We start from the raw sequence: 18,279 nt of genomic DNA on the forward strand, positions 1-18,279 counted from the left end.
ACGCCTGTTCGAAATGTGTTCACCAATCTGTCGCCAAGCTTGGCTTGCAACACGGGTGATTTCCGTTCCATCTGAACGCTTCCACAAGGAGACGATCTTGGACAATCGCACGCACCGCCCGAACGTCCTGCTCATCACCTGCGACCAGTGGCGTGGCGATTGCCTGTCGGCGGCCGGCCATCCGGTGGTGAAGACGCCGAATGTGGATGCGCTCGCCGCGGAAGGCGTGCTTTTCCGCCGCCATTATGGCGGGGCGGCACCCTGCTCGCCTGCCCGCGCGTGCCTCTATACCGGGCTCTACCAGATGAACAATCGCGTCTGCCGCAACGGCACGCCGCTTGACGCGCGCCATGGCAACATCGCGCTTTCGGCGCGCGCGGCGGGCTATGATCCCACCCTGTTCGGCTACACCGATGTCGCGCTCGATCCGCGCCGGCTGGCGGCCGGGGATCCGCGCCTGCGCAGCTATGAAGGCGTGCTGCCGGGATTCACCGTGCGCCAGGCCCTGCCCGAGCATCAGAAGCAATGGTTGTCATGGCTGGGGACCCAAGGCATCGACACCGGCGCAGGCAGCCCCGACATCCACCGTCCGGCCCGCGGCCAGGCGGAACGCGATGTGACCAACGCGCCGCCGATCTATTCGAAAGACCAGACGCCGACCGCGTTCCTGGCCGGCGAATTCATCCGCTGGCTTGGCGAGCAGGAGAGGCGCGCGCCGTGGTTCGCGCATATCTCCTTCATCAGCCCGCACCCGCCCTTCATCGTGCCGGAGCCCTACAACAGCATGTACGATCCGGCCGAAGGGCCCGCGTTCAAACGCGCTGCAAGTTGGCAGGCCGAAGCCGGGAGCCATCCCTATCTCGCCTACGATCTGGCCGGGCAGAAGCGGACAAAATTCGTCCCCGGCATCGAGGGCAACATGCCCGACTGGAGCGAGGAGAACTTTCGCCGCATCCGCGCGATCTATTACGGCATGATCTCCGAGGTCGACGCGCAGCTCGGCCGCATCTGGCAGGCCATCAAATCGGCGGGCGCCTGGGACGACACCGTGATCGTGCTCACCTCCGACCATGCCGAGATGATGGGCGATCATTTCATGCTCGGCAAAGGCGGCTTCTTCGACGCCAGCTACCACATTCCGTTGATCATCCGCGATCCGCGGCGGGGAGCCATGGCCGGTTCGTCCGTGGATCGCTTCACTGAAGCTGTCGATATCTTCCCGACCGTGCTCGACCTGATCGGCGCCGCCCCGCAGCGCCACCTCGACGGTCGTTCGCTCGCGCCTTGGCTGGACGGAACCGAACCGGAAGCCTGGCGCGACGCCGCGCATTGGGAGTTTGATTTCCGCACGGTCGCCCAAGGCGAAGCCGAACGCCATTTCGGTATCGCGTCGAACGCCTGCAACCTCGCCGTCATCCGTACCATGGACTTCAAATATGTCCATTTCGGCGGCGGCCTGCCGCCGCTTCTGTTCGACCTATCGAAGGACCCAGGCGAGCTGAACAATGTGGCGAACGACCCGGCCTATGTCCCGGTACGGCTCGAGTTCGCCGAGAAGATGCTTGCCTGGCGTGCCGCTCACCTCGATCAGTCCCTTGCCCTGGCGGAACTAACGGAAGATGGAGTGGTGGGGTACGTGAGTAGGCAGTAGGCAGTAGGCAGTAGGCAGTAGGCAGTAGGCAGTAGGCAGTAGGCAGTAGGAGATGGTCCGCGTTGGATGGCCGGAGGCAATAGCCTCTTTCCCTATACCCTACTGCCTAATTCCTACTGCCTACTGGCTGATCGTCACTTCAGAATCATCCTCTGCTGGTCGCGATTGGCGGCATAACTGCTCTTGTCATAGGCCGTTTGCGCCTGCAGCTGTTCCTTGGTGAAGTTGGTGTAGAGATACTTCTTGCCGTTCTTGTCGGTCATGAATTTGAGCTTATCCATGCCGATCGCCACTTCCTTGGCGCCGATGCCGAGGAAGCCGCCGACGTCGACAATGACCGCGTCAGGCTTGTTGTCGGGCGTCAGCACGACATCGCCGATCGAACCGATCTTGTCGTCGTTTGCGCCATAGACCGTCGTGCCCTTGAGGTCGTCGACGCGCATGTTGCCCATCGGCATCTCGGTCAGTGTCGACTTGTCGATGGAAGCGGTCTTGGTCTGGTCGGTGGCAGCGCCGCTATTATCGGCGGGCTTGTTCTCAGCCGTGCCCTGGGCCGGCGGCGTCGCAGGCTTGTTTTCGGCCGTCGGCTTGGCGGGCTCTGCCGGCTTCGCTCCCTTATCGGACGTCGTGCCCGAAGCGACCACCGCAGGCGTGGTCGTTGCCGGCGCGTTGTTCGCGGCCGTCGTCGTGCCGGGCGCCGGATCATAGGGCTTGCGGTCGAACTCCGGCTGGGCCTGCAGCTGCTCCTTCGTCGTCTCGGCCACCAGCCAGCGGTCGCCGTTCTTTTCCGCCCATTTCGCCTTGTCGAAGTCGAAAGTGACGTTCTTCGTGCCGATGCCGAGGAAGCCGCCGACGCCGATCACCAGCGACTCGGCCTTGCCGTCCTTGGCAAGCACGATGTCCTTCACGTCGCCGATCTTCTGGGCGTCGTCCGCAGTGCCGTTATAAACCGACTCGCCCATGATGTTGGTGGCGAGGTTGCCCTCCGCCTTTTTCACCGGCTCGGCCGGTGCGGCCGCGGGAGCCTGGGCTGTCGTCGTGTTATTGGCGGGCTGCGTAGCGCCGGTCGACTGCGCCGGCGCCGGATCATAAGGCTTGCGGTCGAATGCCGGCAAAGCGCTCAGCTCCTCTTTGGTCGACTTGGCGACCAGCCAGCGGTCGCCGTTCTTCTCTGCCCATTCCAGCTTGCCGTAGTCGAAAGCGACGTCCTTCTTGCCGACGCCAAGGAACCCGCCGACCCCGATAATGGCCGACTTGGCATTGCCGCTGGCATCGAAGACGACATCGTCAACCTTGCCGATATTCTGTGCATCGTCCCCCGTGCCGTTATAGACGGACTCGCCGATAATATTGCTCATCAGCGCGCCATCGGCGCGCGGGACCGGCGCCGGATTCTCGGCTGCTGGGGGCTGTGGAGCCGGGGCGGGCGTCGTCTGCGCGAAAGCGCCCGTTGCTAGAAGGGTTGCGATCGCGGTCGTCGCAAAAAGAGTGCGGATCATCATGGTGGTCTCTCCTCGTGCCTGATCTGTGCATGACGCTCCGTTGGCCAGCCTCTTGACGGCAGGTCGGAAGCGGCAATGTCTACAGGTTCACAACGTTGTGACCGGAGGGTTGTTCCAACCGCAACGCGTTCACGCGTCCGTGGATCGCTGACCTCCCGGTGGAACCTTTGCGGCGGCGTCCTCGTTTCAGCCTGCGGCTGAGGGTCTGCCGGCTCAAAGTGACCCGACACGGAGCAGGATATGCGGTTTGCTGCGGTGCTGAACCAGGACGGCGGCACCCTCCGTACCATCGACATCGAAGTGTTTTCCGAAAAGCTGCATCAGACCCTCGAAGCGGCGGGGCATTCGGTCGAGATCGACATCGTTGCCGGTCGCGACGTCGCCACAGCGCTGGAAAAGGCAATCGCCAGGCGAAATATCGACGTTGTTCTCGCCGGCGGCGGCGACGGCACGATTTCCACCGCGGCATCTCTCCTCATGAACAAGAAGAAGGCCCTGGCCATCTTGCCGGCCGGCACGATGAACCTGTTTGCGCGCGGCCTGGGCATCCCGCAGACACTGGAAGCGGCGTTGCAGTCTTTTGCCGACGGCGAGGTGATCGCCGTCGATATGGCGAGCGCCAACGGCCAGCCTTTCGTGCATCAGTTCTCCGTCGGCATGCACGCCAAGATGGTCCAGCTGCGCGAGAAAATGGATTTCGGCTCGCGCCTTGGAAAGATGCAGGCGTCCGTGCGCGCGGCGTGGGCGGCTATCAAGAACCCGCCGGCGCTCAAGGTGAGCCTGAGCATCGGCAAGGCCGAGATCGTCGCCCGCACGACCGGCATCGGCATCTCCAACAATCTGTTCGGCGAAGGCCACCTGCCCTATGCCGACAACCCAGCTGGCGGCGTGCTCGGCATCTATGTCAGCGTCGCGCGCCGGCGTCATCATCTGGCGAAGCTGCTGCTGGACATGCTGCGCGGCAGGTTGCGCCAGAGCGCGCATGTCGAAGTGCATCAGGCTGGCAAGGTCGTGCTGAAAATCCGTTCGCCCACCAGGAAGTTCAGCGCGGTGCTGGACGGCGAATTGATCCGGCTGGAGAGGGAAACCACGGTCGAGAGTCACCCCGGCGCGCTGAACGTGCTTGTCCCCTCCCGCAATGCGCAGGCAAAGGCGGCGTGATGGAAAGATCAGCTGCCTTGAGTGGATTTCTGCTCGGCGGGCGGCGCCGTCGGCACGTTCTGCTGGGTCGTCGGCGACTTGATCAGCTCGCCGTAGATCTCGACCGCGCCCCACGCGATGAAGGCGAGCAGCAGCCCGGCGATGAGGATTCTGAGGGCATGCCAGCCCCAATGCCCCTGGCGAGCTTTGTCTTCAGGTACGATCTTGGTCACGATTGGCCTCCATGCTGCGCGGCGGCGGGCGCTTCAGGCACGACATGGTCGGTAACGGATCCTGTTCGGGAAGGTTCCGTGTCGGGAAAGACGCCCAGCAAGCATGCGGCAACCGATTGCGTGTATATGATGGTCGATTGCGTGGCGTTTTGAGGGAATGGTGAGCAGCAAGGTGGATAGTTTGCCGGCAGACGTCAGCCGCGTCGTGATCGATGCGGAGCGGCTCGCCCTGCTTCAGGGCCTGGGCGCCATGGATACGGCAACCGATCCGGACTTCGACCGTATCACCGGTCTCGCTGCGGCAATCGCCGAAGCGCCCGTCGCGCTGGTGAACCTGATCGGCAGCAGTCGCCGGCGGTTAAAGGCGCGCATCGGTCTCGACGAGAAGGAGACGCCGACCAGCACTTCCTTCTGCGCCCACGCCATCGCCGCCGGCGACGATCCCATGGTGGTGACCGACGCCACGCTCGATCCGCGTTTCGCCGACAATCCGCTGGTCACGGGCAAGCAGCACATCCGTTTTTTTGTCGGCGTGCCGATGGTGGTGGCCGGTGCCAGGATCGGGACGCTCTGCGTGCTCGATCGCCAGCCGAGACCGTTTTCGGCCGAGGACAAGCTGGCGAAGTTGAGGACGCTGGCCGACCTCGCGGCCAGCCTGTTCACGCTGAAGGACGCCACCCGCGACGGCGCCATCGCCAAGGCGGAACTGGCGCGCGAGGAAAAGCGCCGCGCCATCGCGCTCGACGCCGCCTCGCTGGCGAGCTGGGCGTGGGACATACGCACCGACATGATCGAATGCGACACACTTCTGGCCGAGCTTTTCAACCTGCCGCCTTCGAACCGGCTGAAGGCGCGCGACATCCTGCGCGCCATCGACCCGCGCGACGTCTACCAGACCGAGACGCGTTTCCGCGACGCGCTGAGCGGCAGCGACGACTATTTTGGCGAGTACCGGGTCAAGGGGCCCCATCCACCCCGCTGGATCGCCACGCGCGGACGCGTGATCGAACGCGATGGGGAGGGCAAGCCGACGCTGATCTTCGGCGTCAACTACGACATCACCGAGCGCAAGCTCGGCGACGAGCGGCAGCGCCTCTTGCTGCGTGAGCTCAACCACCGCGTCAAGAACACATTGGCGACCGTGCAGGCGCTGGCGACGCAGACCGTCCGCCACGCTCGCCAGCCAAGTGCGTTCCTGGAGGCCTTCGGTGCCAGGCTGCAGGCGCTCGGCGCCGCCCATAGCCTGCTGTCCGACCGCGAATGGCGCGGCATTGGCATCGGCGAATTGGCACGCATCGAGGTCAGGGCTTTCGACACGGGCCGCCAGTCGCGTATCGCGATTTCGGGTCCCGAGCTTCTGCTCTCGCCCGATCAAGCGGTCGGGCTCGGCCTGATCCTGCATGAGCTCGCCAGCAACGCGCTGAAATACGGCTCGCTCTCCGCGCCGTCGGGAAAAGTCGATCTCGACTGGAAGACGCAAGGCCGCAAAGGCGCGCGCCGCCTGGTGCTGACCTGGCGCGAAAGCGGTGGGCCGCGGGTCGAGCCTCCGGATCGCCAGGGTTTTGGCTCGATCCTGATCCGCCGCAGCCTTGCCAAGGTCATCGACAGCGAGGTGACCCACGAATTTCGCCCGGAGGGCGTCTTCGCCGAAATATCGATGCCGCTCGAGTCGTCCTTGAAATGAGCGCTCCGGCACTGCTCAAGGCAAGTCTTCCGGGTCCGGCTTCGACGGCCCGGACTTGGTATTCTCGCGATAGATAGCATACGCGACGACCGCCAGGGCAGGCGCGACAATGGCTCCAAGCCCGCCTTTGCTCTTGGCGAGGGCCGGAAGTAAGGCAAGTGCGGCGGTAACGCCCGCCGCCGTCATATCGGCCTGGCGTCGCCGCGCGCGGCGCTTGCTGCGCATGCCGGCCATCAGCTTGTGAATGACGAGGATGAGCCCGGCAACCACCAGGAAGCCGATGCCGAAGCCGAGACTGGTCGCCATCGGCCCGTAGCGGACCGCCAGCCAGATGTAGGCGGCGCCGATGAGGAAGCCGACACCGCACAAGGCGAAAATGGCGGCAAGCCCGTAGAGGATTGCCGCGGTCCGCGCCCTATGCAAAGCGGCCATCGCCTCGCCCGAGGCGAGGGCCGAGATCAGCGAGACAAGCGCCCCCATCTGCGGCTAGCGGCGGGAAAGCAGGGCGAACAGGTAACCGACGCCCGCCGCGATGGCCAGCGAGGTCACCGGCTTCTCGCGCACCTTGGCGATCAGCTGCGCTTCGATATCCTCGGCGCTTCCGCGCATGCTCTCGAACGCGGCTTCGCCCTGCGCGCGCAATTGCTCGACGCCGTCCGCGGCGGCGCGACGGGCCGCGCCGTAGCCGTGTTGACCGGTCGTGGCGAGTTGCTCGGTGAGTCGCTGGATGTCCGCTTTCAGTTGCTCGATATCGGCCTCCAGATCGGCGGCGGTTGCTTCGTCTGCGGCGGATTTGCCTGCGGCGGTTGCCATTCTCTAACTCCTTGTGTTTGCGTTGGTTTCAACGCCCGTTCGGCGCCATGGTTCCGGTCGTCGCAAGCCAAACCTAGATCAGCGGCCTGCATTCCTCGCCTAGCCCCTCCCAGCGGGCAAGCTTCTTCAGCCCGTCATAGTCGATCACTTCGCAGCCGCCGTCTCGCCACATGATCAGCTTGCGGTCCATCAGCTTGCGGATCGTCTTGTTGGTATGGACCAGCGAGAGGCCGAGCGTGTCGGCGATGTGCTGTTGCGTGATCGGGATCTGCACCGGTGTCTTGCCATTGAGCCCGGCGCCGCGAGCCCGGCGGGCGATGAAGGCGATAAGATAGGCGGCGCGTTCAAGCGCGGTGCGGCGGCCGATGCTGAGCAGGTTCTCATCCAGCATGCGCTCCTCGCGCGACGCGATCCAGGTGATGTCATAGGCAAGGCCGGGATGGTTGCGATAGAGTTCCTGCAGCTGATCGCGTTCGAAAACGCAAAGCAGCATCGGCGACAGGGCTTCGACGGAATGCTGCATTTCGCCCATCAGACTTCCCTGCAGGCCGATGAGGTCGCCAGGCATGGAAAAATTGAGGATCTGCCGGCGCCCGTCGGGCAAAAGCTTGTAGCGGAACGCCCAACCCGACAGCACCGTGTAAAGATGCGCGCTGTGGCTGCCTTCGACCAGCACGGTCGCACCTTTGTCGACAGCCAATTCGCCACGCTTGAAGGTGTCGATAAATGACAATTCCTGCTCGTCGAATTCGCGGAAGGCCGGCAGTGGCCGCAGCGGGCATTTTTCGCAAGGATATTGGCGAGTGGCAACCAAACGCGCGGACATTCGACCCCTCTTCGAAATCCCTGCCCTAGGGGCACAAGGAAACGTTTGAGGGGAGCAGCGGTTCCGCCGGGCGTCACGCCCATGTCTTTTTTAAATGACATCGTGACGGATTGCGCGCATGAGTGCGGCTGCCAAGGAGACACCCCATAAGTGACAGCATTGCTTGACGGATTGCGCATTCTCGTCCTCGAAGACGAGTTCCTGATAGCGATGGATGTCGAGCAGCTTTGCCGTGACCACGGCGCCGCGGATGTGACGATCGCGCGAGAGATCGCCGACATCGACGGGCAGGCGCTGCCCTGGAGCTTCGACGCGGCAGTTGTCGATCTGATGCTTGGCGGGGTATCGACCCTGGATTTCGCCGCGCGGTTGCGCGCAGAGGGCGTGCCGTTCGTATTCGCCTCCGGCTATGCGGATTCGGACGAAGTCAAGAACTCGTTCCCCGACATTCGACTGGTGACGAAGCCTTACTCGGGCGACGATCTCGTCGAAGCCGTGGCGATCGCCTGCGGACGGGCCGCTCCGGCGGCCTGACGGCCGCCGCCGAGGCGATCTCAGGCCGCCTTGCGCGCTCACATCATGGCCGGTGCGAATCCGGGTTCCTCAAGGAAATGCCGGATACGTCAAGCGCGCCGAATGACGACGCCCAATAGCGCGAGCAGGAACTTGTCGCCTTCGCGTCCCGAAAGTTAAGCCGCGTTCGAACCTGTGACCTGCGCCGAGATCGCGTCAGGCCCGAACTCGTCCTCTCCGGAAATCTTGAGGATCTCCTGCAGCCTGGCGCGCGCCCGGCTGACGCGGCTTTTGATCGTGCCGACCGCGCAGCCGCAGATCTCGGCGGCTTCTTCATAGGAGAAGCCGGAAGCGCCGATCAGGATGATGGCTTCGCGCTGGTCCTCGGGCAGTTGCTCGAGCGCGCCGCGGAAATCCTTGAGATCGAGCTGGCCATGCTGGGCCGGATGAACGGCAAGCCTGGCCGTCATGATGCCGTCGCTGTCCTGTACTTCGCGGCCGCGCTTGCGCATCTGCGAATAGAATTCGTTGCGCAGGATGGTGAACAGCCAGGCCTTCAAATTGGTGCCCGGCTGGAAGCTCTCATGCTTGTCCCATGCCTTGACCAGCGTTTCCTGGACGAGGTCGTCGGCCCGGTCGGCATTCTGTGTGAGCGACACGGCGAAAGCCCGCAGGCTCGGAATCGCGCCGAGCAGCTCGGTCTTGAAGCTCTGGGATACCGCCGCCATGCCTCAGTCCTTTTTCTGGGCAGGTTCGGTCTGTTCCAGCTGGCTGAGCAGCTGAGCGAAACGGTCCGGCACATGATCCGAGACCAGTTCGTCATAATACTGCTTGAGCTTGCGAGCGATTTCGGAGTTTGCACCAAGCGGATTGCCATCCCCGTTCCGATGCCGGCTTGCGGCATCAGCCATCTGTTTTTTTGACATTTCCTTCATAATAGCCCTAATTTCCAGCACCCGAACCGCTCTTCGACTTCAAACCACAACGCAAGCGGAACCCTCGTCTGGTTGCCCATCCCTGGACCCGAAACGCTCGCCTGCTAATTTAGTTCCGCGGCCGGCGGAACTTTTTCCGAAAGCCGGCGTTTGATGCAGAGGGGCTTGCAACCAATGCGGCCTTGAACATGAAACGTCATCTGAGGGAGACGTCAATAATGAGTCTGTCCGCAACCATCGCTCCTCATCTCCCGTTCCTTCGCCGCTTCTCGCGCGCGGTGTCGGGATCGCAGGAGAGCGGTGACGCGCTGGTCGCCGCGATGCTGGAAGCCATTATCGCCGATACCAATATCTTCCCCGAAGCCTCGAGCGACCGTATTGCGCTGTATAAGGTTTTCGCCAGGCTGTTCACCTCCGTGGCCATCCGCGTGCCGCAGGAACAGGCGCAGACCGCCTGGGAGCAGCGGGCCGCGGCCAATCTGAATGCGATCGCGCCCCTGCCGAGGCAGGCTTTCCTTCTGGTTGCCGTCGAGGGCTTCAGCGAGGACGAGGCGGCGGAGATCCTCGACGTCGACGAGGATGAGTTCTCGGAGCTGCTTGCCCAGGCGAGCAACGAGATTTCCCGGCAAGTTGCGACCGACGTGCTGATCATCGAGGACGAGCCGCTGATCGCCATGGATATCGAGGAGATGGTCGAGAGCCTTGGCCACCGCGTCGTCGGCACGGCGCGCACGCATGCCGAGGCTGTGGCCTTGTTCGGCAGGACGCGGCCGAAAATGGTTTTGGCCGACATCCAGCTCGCCGATGGGAGCTCGGGCATCGAAGCTGTCAACGAGATTTTGTCCTCGACGCCTGTGCCGGTGATCTTCATCACCGCTTTCCCTGAACGCCTGCTGACCGGCGAACGGCCCGAGCCGGCCTTCCTGGTCACCAAGCCTTTCAATCCCGACATGGTCAAGGCTTTGATCAGCCAGGCCCTGTTCTTCGACCGTCAGGCCAAGGCCGCCGCCTGATCCCTTCCGAAGCTCGACTTCGAACGTCATGCGGGGGCTTTGCGCCGTGCGTGACGCTTGGCTGTGTGCGGTCGGAAAAGCCCGCTCAAGGGGATCGTCTTTTTCAGCAAATGGTGGAACAAACGCCATCTGGCCACGTTCTTTTCCCGACATAAGAAGGAGACGCATCATGCTGTACTGGGCGCTCGTATTTCTCGTAGTTGCGATCATCGCCGGCGCGCTTGGGTTCGGCGGCATCGCCGGCACATCGGCAGGCATCGCGCAAATCCTGTTCTTCATCTTTCTCGCCTTCCTGGTGATTTCGCTCATTGCAGGCCTCTTCAGGAGAGCCTGACCGCAACACTGGAAGCCGCACCCCTCAAACGGTTTCCAGCCACCGCCGGACGGCGCCTCGAAAGAGCACCGTCCGGCGGACCGTTTTTGGAGAGCCCTATAATTTCAGGGTGTCGGCTCGTGCGGAACAAGTTGCGGATTGGGCCGTTCAAGGGCCGAGTGGGGGATTTCCGATGCCTTCCCAAGGTCCCACGCAAGACAGGCTTGAAAAGCAAGACGGCGAAGTGATCGCGATGCATCCTTCGGAAAGCGGGATGCAGGTCGGGCGTGCCTTGCTTCATGCCCTGCACAATGCCGGGATTTCGGTTCTCTACCAGGATCGGCAGATGGAAACGGTCTGGGCGCGCAACATGAACGCGCCCTGGGCGTCCGATACAGCCGACGGCAAGGACTTGCTCTCGCCGGCGCAGGCCGAACGCATAAGGGCCGCCAAACTCAAGGTGATCGAATCCGGCAACCCGGACCAGCTCGAGCTCAGCATTCCGGGGCACCAGGGCGTACGCTGGTTCCAGCTTTGGATCGATGCAGACCGCGGGGAAGCCGGCGATGTCCTCGGCGTCGTCACGACGATGGTGGAGACGACGGAGCAGAAACGCCGCGAGCAGACCCTGAAGACATTGCTGCGCGAAGTCAGCCATCGATCGAAAAATCTCCTCGCCATCATCCAGAGCATCGCCACGCAGACCGGGCGCTACACGGAGACGCTCGGCGAGTTCCTGGCGCGGTTTCGCGGCCGGCTGCAATCGCTCGCGTCTTCGCAGGATCTCGTCACATCCTCCAACTGGCGAGGAGCCGCGCTGCACGAGCTCGTATCCGGCCAGGTCGGCCGCTACAGCAGCGATCTGGCTCAAAGCCTGCGGTTCGCGGGCGAAAATCCTTACCTCAACCCTAACGCCGCCCTGCATATCGGTCTCGCCATGCATGAGCTGGCCGTCAACTCCGTGAGCTATGGCGCACTGTCGCGGCCGGACGGCCATGTCGAGGTCCGCGCCAGGCTCGAGGCCGAAGACGGAACCTCGCCCAACCTCTTGCTGACCTGGACGGAGGCGGTCGGCGACGCGACGCGCAATGAGAAGCGTTTCGGCAGCGTGGCGCTGGAACGCGTCGTGCCGATGTCGCTGAATGGCTCCGCAACGCTAGAAATCGGCAGAGACCGGATGGAATACCGTCTCACCGTCCCGCACGGGAATTTCGAGACGGATTGAGAGCGCCGCCGATGGCGTAAGAGCATTCCAGGCAAAGTGCGCAACGGTCAGGCGGCTTCGCCGTAGCCTTCCGTCCGTATTGCGTAAAAACGGAGACGGGAGCGCTTTGCCGGCGGAGGCCCTTAACCGGCTGTTCACCATAAAGTCCGATCCTGTGCTCCCGGCTGACGATGCGCCGGAAACCCATCCGCGCCCCGGCGCGACCTGGGGAGACCGAAATGATGGTTGCCGACATGAACAGGCTGGAGCAGGCCGCCCGCGTCTCGATGAGCGGCTTCCAGGATGCCGAGCTGCCGCCGGCGCCGCGGTCGTCGCATCTTTCGCTCCGCCTGGGCGCGATCGCGCTTCTGGCCGCCGTGGCGCTGACCGCGGCCTGGCAATTGTTCTGACCCCGCATGCGGCTTTGACCCTCAGCCACTGCGGATCCCGCGCTGGACGACTGTGACCGGATCGTCGGGAACATGCGGCCCGACGGCACTGAGTTCGCAATGCTGGAGGTGCCTGGCATACTTGTCGTGTCGAACGGCGAGCGCCCCGAAAAGACTACGTTAGGCAACAGTAAAATCGGGCAGGCAAACCACCTTTTTTCATGCTAAATGGTTGCTGGCACTGCCGAAAGTGAGGACAAAAGTGAGGAGCAATTCTATGCGGAAGATGATGATTGCCATGGTTGCCGTGGTCGCTGTCAGCGGCTGCACAACGACCGAGCAGGACGTCGTCGGCGGCGGCCTGATCGGCGCCGGCGTGGGCGGCTTGGTCGGCGGCAGCAAGGGTGCGCTGATCGGCGCGGCCGTCGGCGCCGGGTCGGGCCTTCTGGTTCGCAACCTGCGCAACGGCTATTGCCAGTATCGCGATCATCGCGGCCGGATCTACACGGCTCGCTGCAACTAGTTCAGCACGGGAAAGACCGGGGGCCGGCAGCCGGCCTCCGGTTTGTTTTGAATTCAAATTCAAACTCGCTGATTTACCTTACGCGGCCAGCGGAATCCTGATCTCCACCTTCAATCCGTCGGCGTGGTAGTCGCGCGCGATCGTGCCGCGCAATTCGCGCGTGACGTTGAGATCTATCAACTTGGTGCCGAAGCCGGTCTTGACTGGCGCTTCCAGTTCCTTCTGACCCGCCTCGCGCCAGTTCAGAACCAGCGTCCGCTGGCGGCCGCGGCCCTCGACTCTCCAGTCGACCTTGAGAGCCCAATTTCCCTTGGCCGAATTGATCGAACTGCCGGCCTCGCCATATTTCAGCGCGTTGGTGGCAAGTTCGTGGAAGGTCAGCCCGAGCGCCTGCGTCGTCGTCTCGTCCAGCAGCACTTCCGGCCCTGACAACACGCCGTCGGGAAGGTCCTTGCCGAACACCTGCCCGAGCTCGATGCGCAGCAGGTCGCCGAGATCGGCTTTCTGCCAGCGCGAACGCGTCAGCATGTCCTGCGATGCGGCCATGGCCTGCAGGCGCGCCGAGAACGATGCCGAAAACTCCTTCACGTCGGTGGCTTGCGAGGCCGTCTGCCGCGCGATCGCCAGCACGCGGGTGATCGAATTCTTGATGCGGTGCTTCATCTCCTGCAGGATCAGATCCTTTTCCAGCAGGCTCTTTTCGGTCGCCTCGTGCAGCGCCGATTTCGCCTCATAGGTGCGCTCCTGGTAGCGTGCCACCAACGCGATGGCACCGGCAAGCAGCAGGCCGAACAGTCCGAGCATCACCGGAATGGCGCGCGAGGACGGCGGTTCGAAGGCGCTTGTCGGCCTGAACAGCAAAGTCCACGGCTGGCCCGCCACGACGATATCGCGGCGTGCCAGAAACCTCGCGCCGATGCGTTCCGCCGGAGGAGCTTCCGACCGGAATAGCAAATTGCCGGCCTCGGGCTTGCCGTCATAGACCTCGACATTGACCGGCAGCAGCGGTGCGTGGCTGAGCGCGACCTGGAACAAGTCGTGCGCGCGGAAAGCGGCGTAGAGAAAGCCAGCGGTCGAGGAGCGGCTGGCATTGATGACGTCCGGCGCCGTTTCCACGTTCAGCCGCACGAAGACCAGGAACCCCGGAAAGGTCTGCTTCGCGCCCATGGCCTGGCCGAGTTGGATAAGGCCGCTGGCATGTTGCTGGTCGTCGGCCATGGCTTTCTCGATAGCCGTCCGCCGTGCCGGCTCGCTGAACATATCGAAGCCGATGAACGACTGGTTGGACGTATCGAGCGGCTCGAAAAGCACGATCGGCGTTCGCCATTGCTGCTCGCTGGTGGCCGGATAGATCGGATGCGCCGACCCATGATCGTGCAGGATGTCGCGTTCCACCGCCGCCTCGTCGCCGGTCTTGGCGAGCCTCAGGAAGCCGATGCCGCGCAGTCCGGCGAAATTGTCGTCGATGTCGAGCGCGCTGAAGAAGGCCTTGAATTCGCCGCGCGAGATGTCGCCGTTGCGGGCATCGAACAGCGCCTGCGTCGAACGCAGCAGCGACAGATGCAGGTCGACGCGGCTCTCGATGCGGTTGAGCGCGTCGTCGGCCGTGCCCTCGAACTTGATTCGCGCCGCTTCCTGCGTCGCGAAATAGGCGAACCCTGCCATGGTCAGGCTGATCAGCGCGACGGCGACAAAGGCAACGATCGGAAAGAGCTTCTTCAAATCAAGGATGCGGCCCGTGGACGGTCGACGATCTTTATGGGCAAGTCTCGGCGCCAACACAATGGCGCGGTCAAACCATCACCGCGGCTGGCACATCACGCAGCCGTTAATTAGCCGGCTACCAGTTCGACTTCATGCCGCGATCTTCAGCGCCCCCGGGCCCGGAATGGCGCCTGGCGGGCATCTGCCGAGGATGATCATGCCGAGCACCTCGTCCTGGGTGACGTCGCTCGTGCGCGCGGTGCCGACGACTTGGCCGTTCTTCATCACGCAGACCCGGTCGGCGAGCTCGAACACGTCGTGGATGTCGTGGCTGATCAGGAAGATGCCGATGCCGTCGGCCTTGAGCTGCTTGACCAGTTCGCCGACCTGCGCCGTCTCTTGCGGGCCGAGTGCCGCCGTCGGCTCGTCCATGATCAGGATACGGGCGTTGAACAGGATCGCGCGCGCGATCGCCACCGACTGCCGCTGTCCGCCCGACAGCTTGATCACCGGCTCCTTGAAGCGCTGGAAACGCGGATTGAGCCGGCCCATCACCTTGCGCGCCTCGGCTTCCATGGCGACGTCGTCGAGCGTGCCCCAACCCGTCATCAGCTCGCGGCCGAGGAAGAGATTGGCCGCGGCATCGACATTGTCGGCCAGCGCCAGCGTCTGATAGATCGTCTCGACGCCGTATTTCTTGGCGTCGCGCGGATTGGAGATCGAAGCCTCCTCGCCATTGATGAATATCTGTCCGCTGTCGCGCTTATAGGCGCCGGACAAGATCTTGATCAGCGTCGATTTGCCGGCGCCATTGTGGCCGAGCAGCGCCATCACTTCGCCGGGGAAAAGATCGACGGATGCGTCGTCGACGGCGCGGATGCCGCCGAAGGCGATCGAAACGTTGCGCATGTCGACCAGCGGAACGCCGGCGGGAGCGGATTTTTCAGCCATGGTCCTTCTCCTCCTATCAGACGCGCTTGCGGTAGAGGGTGTCGAGCCACACCGCGACGACCAGCACGGCGCCCACGACGATGCTCTGCAGCGGCGAATCGACGCCGAGCAGCACCATGCCGGATTGCAGCGACTGCATCAGCAAAGCGCCCAGCATGGCGCCGAGCACGGTTCCGGAACCGCCTGCGAGCGACGTGCCGCCGATGACCGCCGCGGCAATGACCAGCAGCTCATCCAGCGTCCCCAGCGCGTTTGTCGAGGAGTTCTGCCTGGCCGACGAGATCGCCGCCGCGATCGTCGCCAACACGCCCATGATCATGAACACCTTCATGGTGATCCAGCGCGTGTTGATGCCGGCAAGATTGGCGGCTTCCGGATTGCCGCCGATAGCAAAGACGTAGCGGCCGAAACGCGTGCGCTTGGTGACGAAGGTCATGATCAGGCCGACGGCGACCGCCATCAGGACCGGAATGGCGATGCCATGCGCGATGAACAGCCCGCCTTCGGGCACGGTGATGTTGTTGGCGGCGGCGTAGCGGTTCACGATGCCGACCGGCCACGGATAGGAATTGGCGAGCCACACCGCGCCCAGGATGACCGCGCAGGTGACCGTGGCAAGCAACGTCTCGGCCCAGACAGGACGCAGCGGGAAGCGGAAGCGCTTGCGCTGCACGCGGCCGTTGAAGTGCATGAAGATGACCGCCAGGCAGGCGACGATGCCGACGGCCCAGCTCCATTTGGCGCCGATCGAGCCCGCCGGGCCGCCGCCCATCAACTGGAATGTGGCGTCGAGCGGCGCAACGGTCTGGCCGCTGGTGACCCACCAGGCAGCGCCCCGCCATACCAGCAATCCGCCCAGCGTGACGATGAAGGCCGGCACTTCGAGATAGGCGATGACGAAGCCCTGGAAGGCGCCGATGATGAGGCCGAGCGCCAGGCCGATCAGCAACGCCAGAACCCAGATCCAGGGATTTCCCAGTTCAAGCCCGACGAAGCGAACCAGGAAATGCGCCTGGGCAAAGCCCATGACCATGCCGATCAGCCCTTCGGCCGACCCGACCGACAGGTCGATGTTGCGCATGACGATGACCAGCACCATGCCGGAGGCCATGATCGCCACGGCCGAAGACTGAACCGACAGGTTCCAGAGATTGCGCGGCGTCAGGAACGTGCGGCTGTCGAAGTCGAGCGGGTTGACGCCAAGCCGCAGGCTGGAAATCACATGCAGCCCGATCCAGATCAGGAGCAGCGCGCCGATCATGCCCAGCATGCGGGTGTCGAGCTCGGTCGCCTTCAGGAACCGGGCCACAGTGCCGAGTTCCGACGCGCGCGCGGTGTCCGCCGGTTGGGTAGACGTCGTGTCGGTCATGATTTCCTCCCGCCGGCTTGCCGTCTGGTGCGGATGCCGGAACTCAGCCTAGAAGCTACCCGCCCGAGGCAGAACGGCAAAATCTTTTGAGAAAACGCCGCGGCTTTAAAGCAATCCCAGGAAAAGTGCGTAGCGGTTTTCCGTCCGGGATTGCGGCAACAAAAACCAGGAGCGGTTCATTGAACCGCTCCTGGCCGCGGCGCAGGTATTTTTGATCGAAGGCCGGCAAGGCTCAGTTGCAGACCTTGACGCTGCCGGCAGGCACGCCAGCGCAGACCTCGTCCTTCTTGATCCAGCCGGCGTCGATGACGACGTTGAGATTGTCCTTGGTGATCGCGATCGGCGTCAGGAACAGCGACTTGACGGTGTTGCCGCCGGGCGTCGTGAAGTCCTTGGCGCCGGCGATGTCGCCCATCTTCTTGCCGTCGGCGAGTTGCGAGGCGATCTCGGCGGCGTTCTTGCCGAGCTCGCGCGCGTCTTTCCACACCGACACGGTCTGCGTGCCGAGCGCGATGCGGTTGAGCGCCGCGTGGTCGCCGTCCTGGCCCGAGACCGGAACGGTGCCGGCCAGCCCCTGCGCCGTCAGCGCCGCGACAACGCCGCCGGCGGTGCCGTCATTGGCAGCCACGACCGCGTCGACCTTGTTGTCGTTGGCGGTCAGGAACTGCTCCATGTTCTTCTGCGCGTTGGCCGGCAGCCAGCCGTCCGTATAGGCCTCGCCGACATTCTTGATCTTGCCGCTGTCGATCGCGTCCTTCAGGACTTCCATGGAGCCCGCGAACAGGAAGTCGGCGTTCGGATCGGAACCCGAGCCCTTGATGAAGACATAGTTGCCTTCCGGCTTGGCCTGGAACACCCCGCGGGCCTGCATGCGCCCGACTTCCTTGTTGTCGAAGGTCAGGTAGAACACGTCCTTGTTCTCGATCAGGCGGTCGTAGCCGACGACCGGGATTCCTTCATCGAGCGCCTTCTGCACCGCCGGGCCGATTGCCGAGGCATCCTGCGCCAGGATGATCAGCGCGTTGGCGCCCTGCGAGATCAGGCTTTCGACGTCGGTCAGCTGCTTGCCCGGATTGGACTGCGCGTCGGCCGAAATATACTTGTCGCCGGCGGCCTCGATGGCGGCCTTCATCGCTGCTTCGTCGGTCTTCCAGCGCTCTTCCTGGAAATTCGACCACGACACGCCGATCACCTTGTCCTTCGCCTCGGCTACGGACGCCAGCGTCAGCGACATGGCAACGCCCGCCAGAATGGCGGCTGCAAATTTCTTCATGATATCCTCCCTGCGCCCGTGCGGCGCGACCCAGACTGGCCCGAAGGCCGGCATAGAGGCTTTTTTTCGAGCCTCAAAAAAATAGTGGTCCAGCACAACGACGCTGTCAACCGAGATTCTGATGGGTTTTGATGGGCTCAGGCATTTTTTTCGGCATCCGCAATAAATAATGACATAGCCCCTGGCTTCTGCCACAATCCCTAGCGTGTCAGCGACAGGCCATGGCATTATCACAAGGCCGCG

At 63.5% G+C, this 18,279-nt stretch carries 20 protein-coding genes; 9 read left to right on the forward strand and 11 right to left on the reverse strand.

Annotated features, from left to right (window positions below; genetic code table 11):
• Positions 1-97 precede the first annotated feature (97 nt).
• Positions 98-1,651 carry an alkaline phosphatase family protein gene (locus tag FJW05_RS14395; protein ID WP_246673427.1) on the forward strand — a complete coding sequence of 518 codons (1,554 nt, stop codon included), beginning with the start codon at positions 98-100 and terminating at the stop codon, positions 1,649-1,651.
• A 134-nt stretch (positions 1,652-1,785) separates the two neighbouring features.
• On the opposite strand, the gene FJW05_RS14400 is transcribed toward FJW05_RS14395, so the two are convergent.
• The gene (locus FJW05_RS14400; protein WP_140633264.1) at positions 1,786-3,150 is read right to left on the reverse strand and encodes a PRC-barrel domain-containing protein; all 1,365 of its coding nucleotides are present in this window, start codon (positions 3,148-3,150) and stop codon (positions 1,786-1,788) included.
• A gap of 243 nt (positions 3,151-3,393) precedes the next feature.
• Here FJW05_RS14400 and FJW05_RS14405 point away from each other — a divergent pair, with 243 nt between their 5' ends.
• Positions 3,394-4,314 carry a diacylglycerol kinase family protein gene (locus FJW05_RS14405; protein ID WP_140633133.1) on the forward strand — a complete coding sequence of 307 codons (921 nt, stop codon included), beginning with the start codon at positions 3,394-3,396 and terminating at the stop codon, positions 4,312-4,314.
• Positions 4,315-4,322: 8 nt separating this feature from the next.
• Here FJW05_RS14405 and FJW05_RS14410 read toward each other — a convergent pair whose 3' ends face one another.
• Entirely contained in the window at positions 4,323-4,526 is a 204-nt protein-coding gene (locus tag FJW05_RS14410) for a hypothetical protein (protein ID WP_095767385.1), read from the reverse strand.
• Between the two features lie 157 nt (positions 4,527-4,683).
• Here FJW05_RS14410 and FJW05_RS14415 point away from each other — a divergent pair, with 157 nt between their 5' ends.
• The gene (locus FJW05_RS14415; RefSeq protein ID WP_140633136.1) at positions 4,684-6,210 is read left to right on the forward strand and encodes an HWE histidine kinase domain-containing protein; all 1,527 of its coding nucleotides are present in this window, start codon (positions 4,684-4,686) and stop codon (positions 6,208-6,210) included.
• Positions 6,211-6,225: 15 nt separating this feature from the next.
• Here the strand turns inward: FJW05_RS14415 and FJW05_RS14420 are convergent, their stop codons facing one another.
• The 3 genes from FJW05_RS14420 to FJW05_RS14430 all read right to left on the reverse strand — a co-directional run bounded on the left by FJW05_RS14420 (position 6,226) and on the right by FJW05_RS14430 (position 7,849).
• Positions 6,226-6,690, reverse strand: a complete 465-nt coding sequence (locus FJW05_RS14420) for a phage holin family protein (protein WP_140633139.1) — start codon at positions 6,688-6,690, stop codon at positions 6,226-6,228.
• A 6-nt stretch (positions 6,691-6,696) separates the two neighbouring features.
• Positions 6,697-7,023, reverse strand: a complete 327-nt coding sequence (locus tag FJW05_RS14425) for a DUF883 family protein (protein WP_140633142.1) — start codon at positions 7,021-7,023, stop codon at positions 6,697-6,699.
• Positions 7,024-7,096: 73 nt separating this feature from the next.
• Positions 7,097-7,849, reverse strand: coding sequence for a Crp/Fnr family transcriptional regulator (locus FJW05_RS14430; RefSeq protein WP_095767381.1), 753 nt, complete (start codon positions 7,847-7,849; stop codon positions 7,097-7,099).
• Between the two features lie 150 nt (positions 7,850-7,999).
• On the opposite strand from FJW05_RS14430, the gene FJW05_RS14435 reads away from it, so the two are divergent.
• Entirely contained in the window at positions 8,000-8,383 is a 384-nt protein-coding gene (locus FJW05_RS14435; protein WP_140633145.1) for a response regulator, read from the forward strand.
• A gap of 155 nt (positions 8,384-8,538) precedes the next feature.
• Here FJW05_RS14435 and FJW05_RS14440 read toward each other — a convergent pair whose 3' ends face one another.
• Together FJW05_RS14440 and FJW05_RS14445 are read right to left on the reverse strand one after the other, a co-directional pair.
• A complete protein-coding gene (locus FJW05_RS14440; protein ID WP_040985057.1) occupies positions 8,539-9,090 on the reverse strand; it encodes an RNA polymerase sigma factor in 552 nt (183 codons plus the stop codon).
• A gap of 3 nt (positions 9,091-9,093) precedes the next feature.
• A complete protein-coding gene (locus FJW05_RS14445) occupies positions 9,094-9,297 on the reverse strand; it encodes a NepR family anti-sigma factor (RefSeq protein ID WP_095767379.1) in 204 nt (67 codons plus the stop codon).
• 218 nt (positions 9,298-9,515) lie between these two features.
• On the opposite strand from FJW05_RS14445, the gene FJW05_RS14450 reads away from it, so the two are divergent.
• The 5 genes from FJW05_RS14450 to FJW05_RS14465 all read left to right on the forward strand — a co-directional run bounded on the left by FJW05_RS14450 (position 9,516) and on the right by FJW05_RS14465 (position 12,739).
• Positions 9,516-10,310 carry a response regulator gene (locus tag FJW05_RS14450; RefSeq protein WP_095767378.1) on the forward strand — a complete coding sequence of 265 codons (795 nt, stop codon included), beginning with the start codon at positions 9,516-9,518 and terminating at the stop codon, positions 10,308-10,310.
• Between the two features lie 169 nt (positions 10,311-10,479).
• A complete protein-coding gene (locus tag FJW05_RS14455; RefSeq protein WP_018429836.1) occupies positions 10,480-10,644 on the forward strand; it encodes a DUF1328 domain-containing protein in 165 nt (54 codons plus the stop codon).
• Positions 10,645-10,816: 172 nt separating this feature from the next.
• On the forward strand, positions 10,817-11,848 hold the full coding sequence (locus FJW05_RS14460; RefSeq protein WP_140545904.1) for a sensor histidine kinase: 1,032 nt from the start codon (positions 10,817-10,819) through the stop codon (positions 11,846-11,848).
• A gap of 218 nt (positions 11,849-12,066) precedes the next feature.
• Positions 12,067-12,237, forward strand: a complete 171-nt coding sequence (locus FJW05_RS27445) for a hypothetical protein (RefSeq protein WP_181164947.1) — start codon at positions 12,067-12,069, stop codon at positions 12,235-12,237.
• 256 nt (positions 12,238-12,493) lie between these two features.
• Entirely contained in the window at positions 12,494-12,739 is a 246-nt protein-coding gene (locus FJW05_RS14465) for a YMGG-like glycine zipper-containing protein (protein ID WP_095767375.1), read from the forward strand.
• Positions 12,740-12,817: 78 nt separating this feature from the next.
• Here the strand turns inward: FJW05_RS14465 and FJW05_RS14470 are convergent, their stop codons facing one another.
• From FJW05_RS14470 to xylF, 4 genes are all read right to left on the reverse strand, one after another.
• Complete coding sequence (locus FJW05_RS14470) at positions 12,818-14,461, reverse strand: CHASE domain-containing protein (protein WP_140633148.1); 1,644 nt, start codon at positions 14,459-14,461, stop codon at positions 12,818-12,820.
• A 132-nt stretch (positions 14,462-14,593) separates the two neighbouring features.
• The gene (locus FJW05_RS14475; RefSeq protein WP_140633151.1) at positions 14,594-15,394 is read right to left on the reverse strand and encodes an ATP-binding cassette domain-containing protein; all 801 of its coding nucleotides are present in this window, start codon (positions 15,392-15,394) and stop codon (positions 14,594-14,596) included.
• Between the two features lie 16 nt (positions 15,395-15,410).
• Complete coding sequence (locus FJW05_RS14480; protein ID WP_140545901.1) at positions 15,411-16,763, reverse strand: sugar ABC transporter permease; 1,353 nt, start codon at positions 16,761-16,763, stop codon at positions 15,411-15,413.
• A gap of 232 nt (positions 16,764-16,995) precedes the next feature.
• Positions 16,996-18,036, reverse strand: coding sequence for a D-xylose ABC transporter substrate-binding protein (gene xylF / locus FJW05_RS14485; RefSeq protein WP_140633154.1), 1,041 nt, complete (start codon positions 18,034-18,036; stop codon positions 16,996-16,998).
• Between the last annotated feature and the right edge of the window lie 243 nt (positions 18,037-18,279).

Source organism: Mesorhizobium sp. B2-9-1, from assembly GCF_006439455.1.
Classification (GTDB): domain Bacteria; phylum Pseudomonadota; class Alphaproteobacteria; order Rhizobiales; family Rhizobiaceae; genus Mesorhizobium.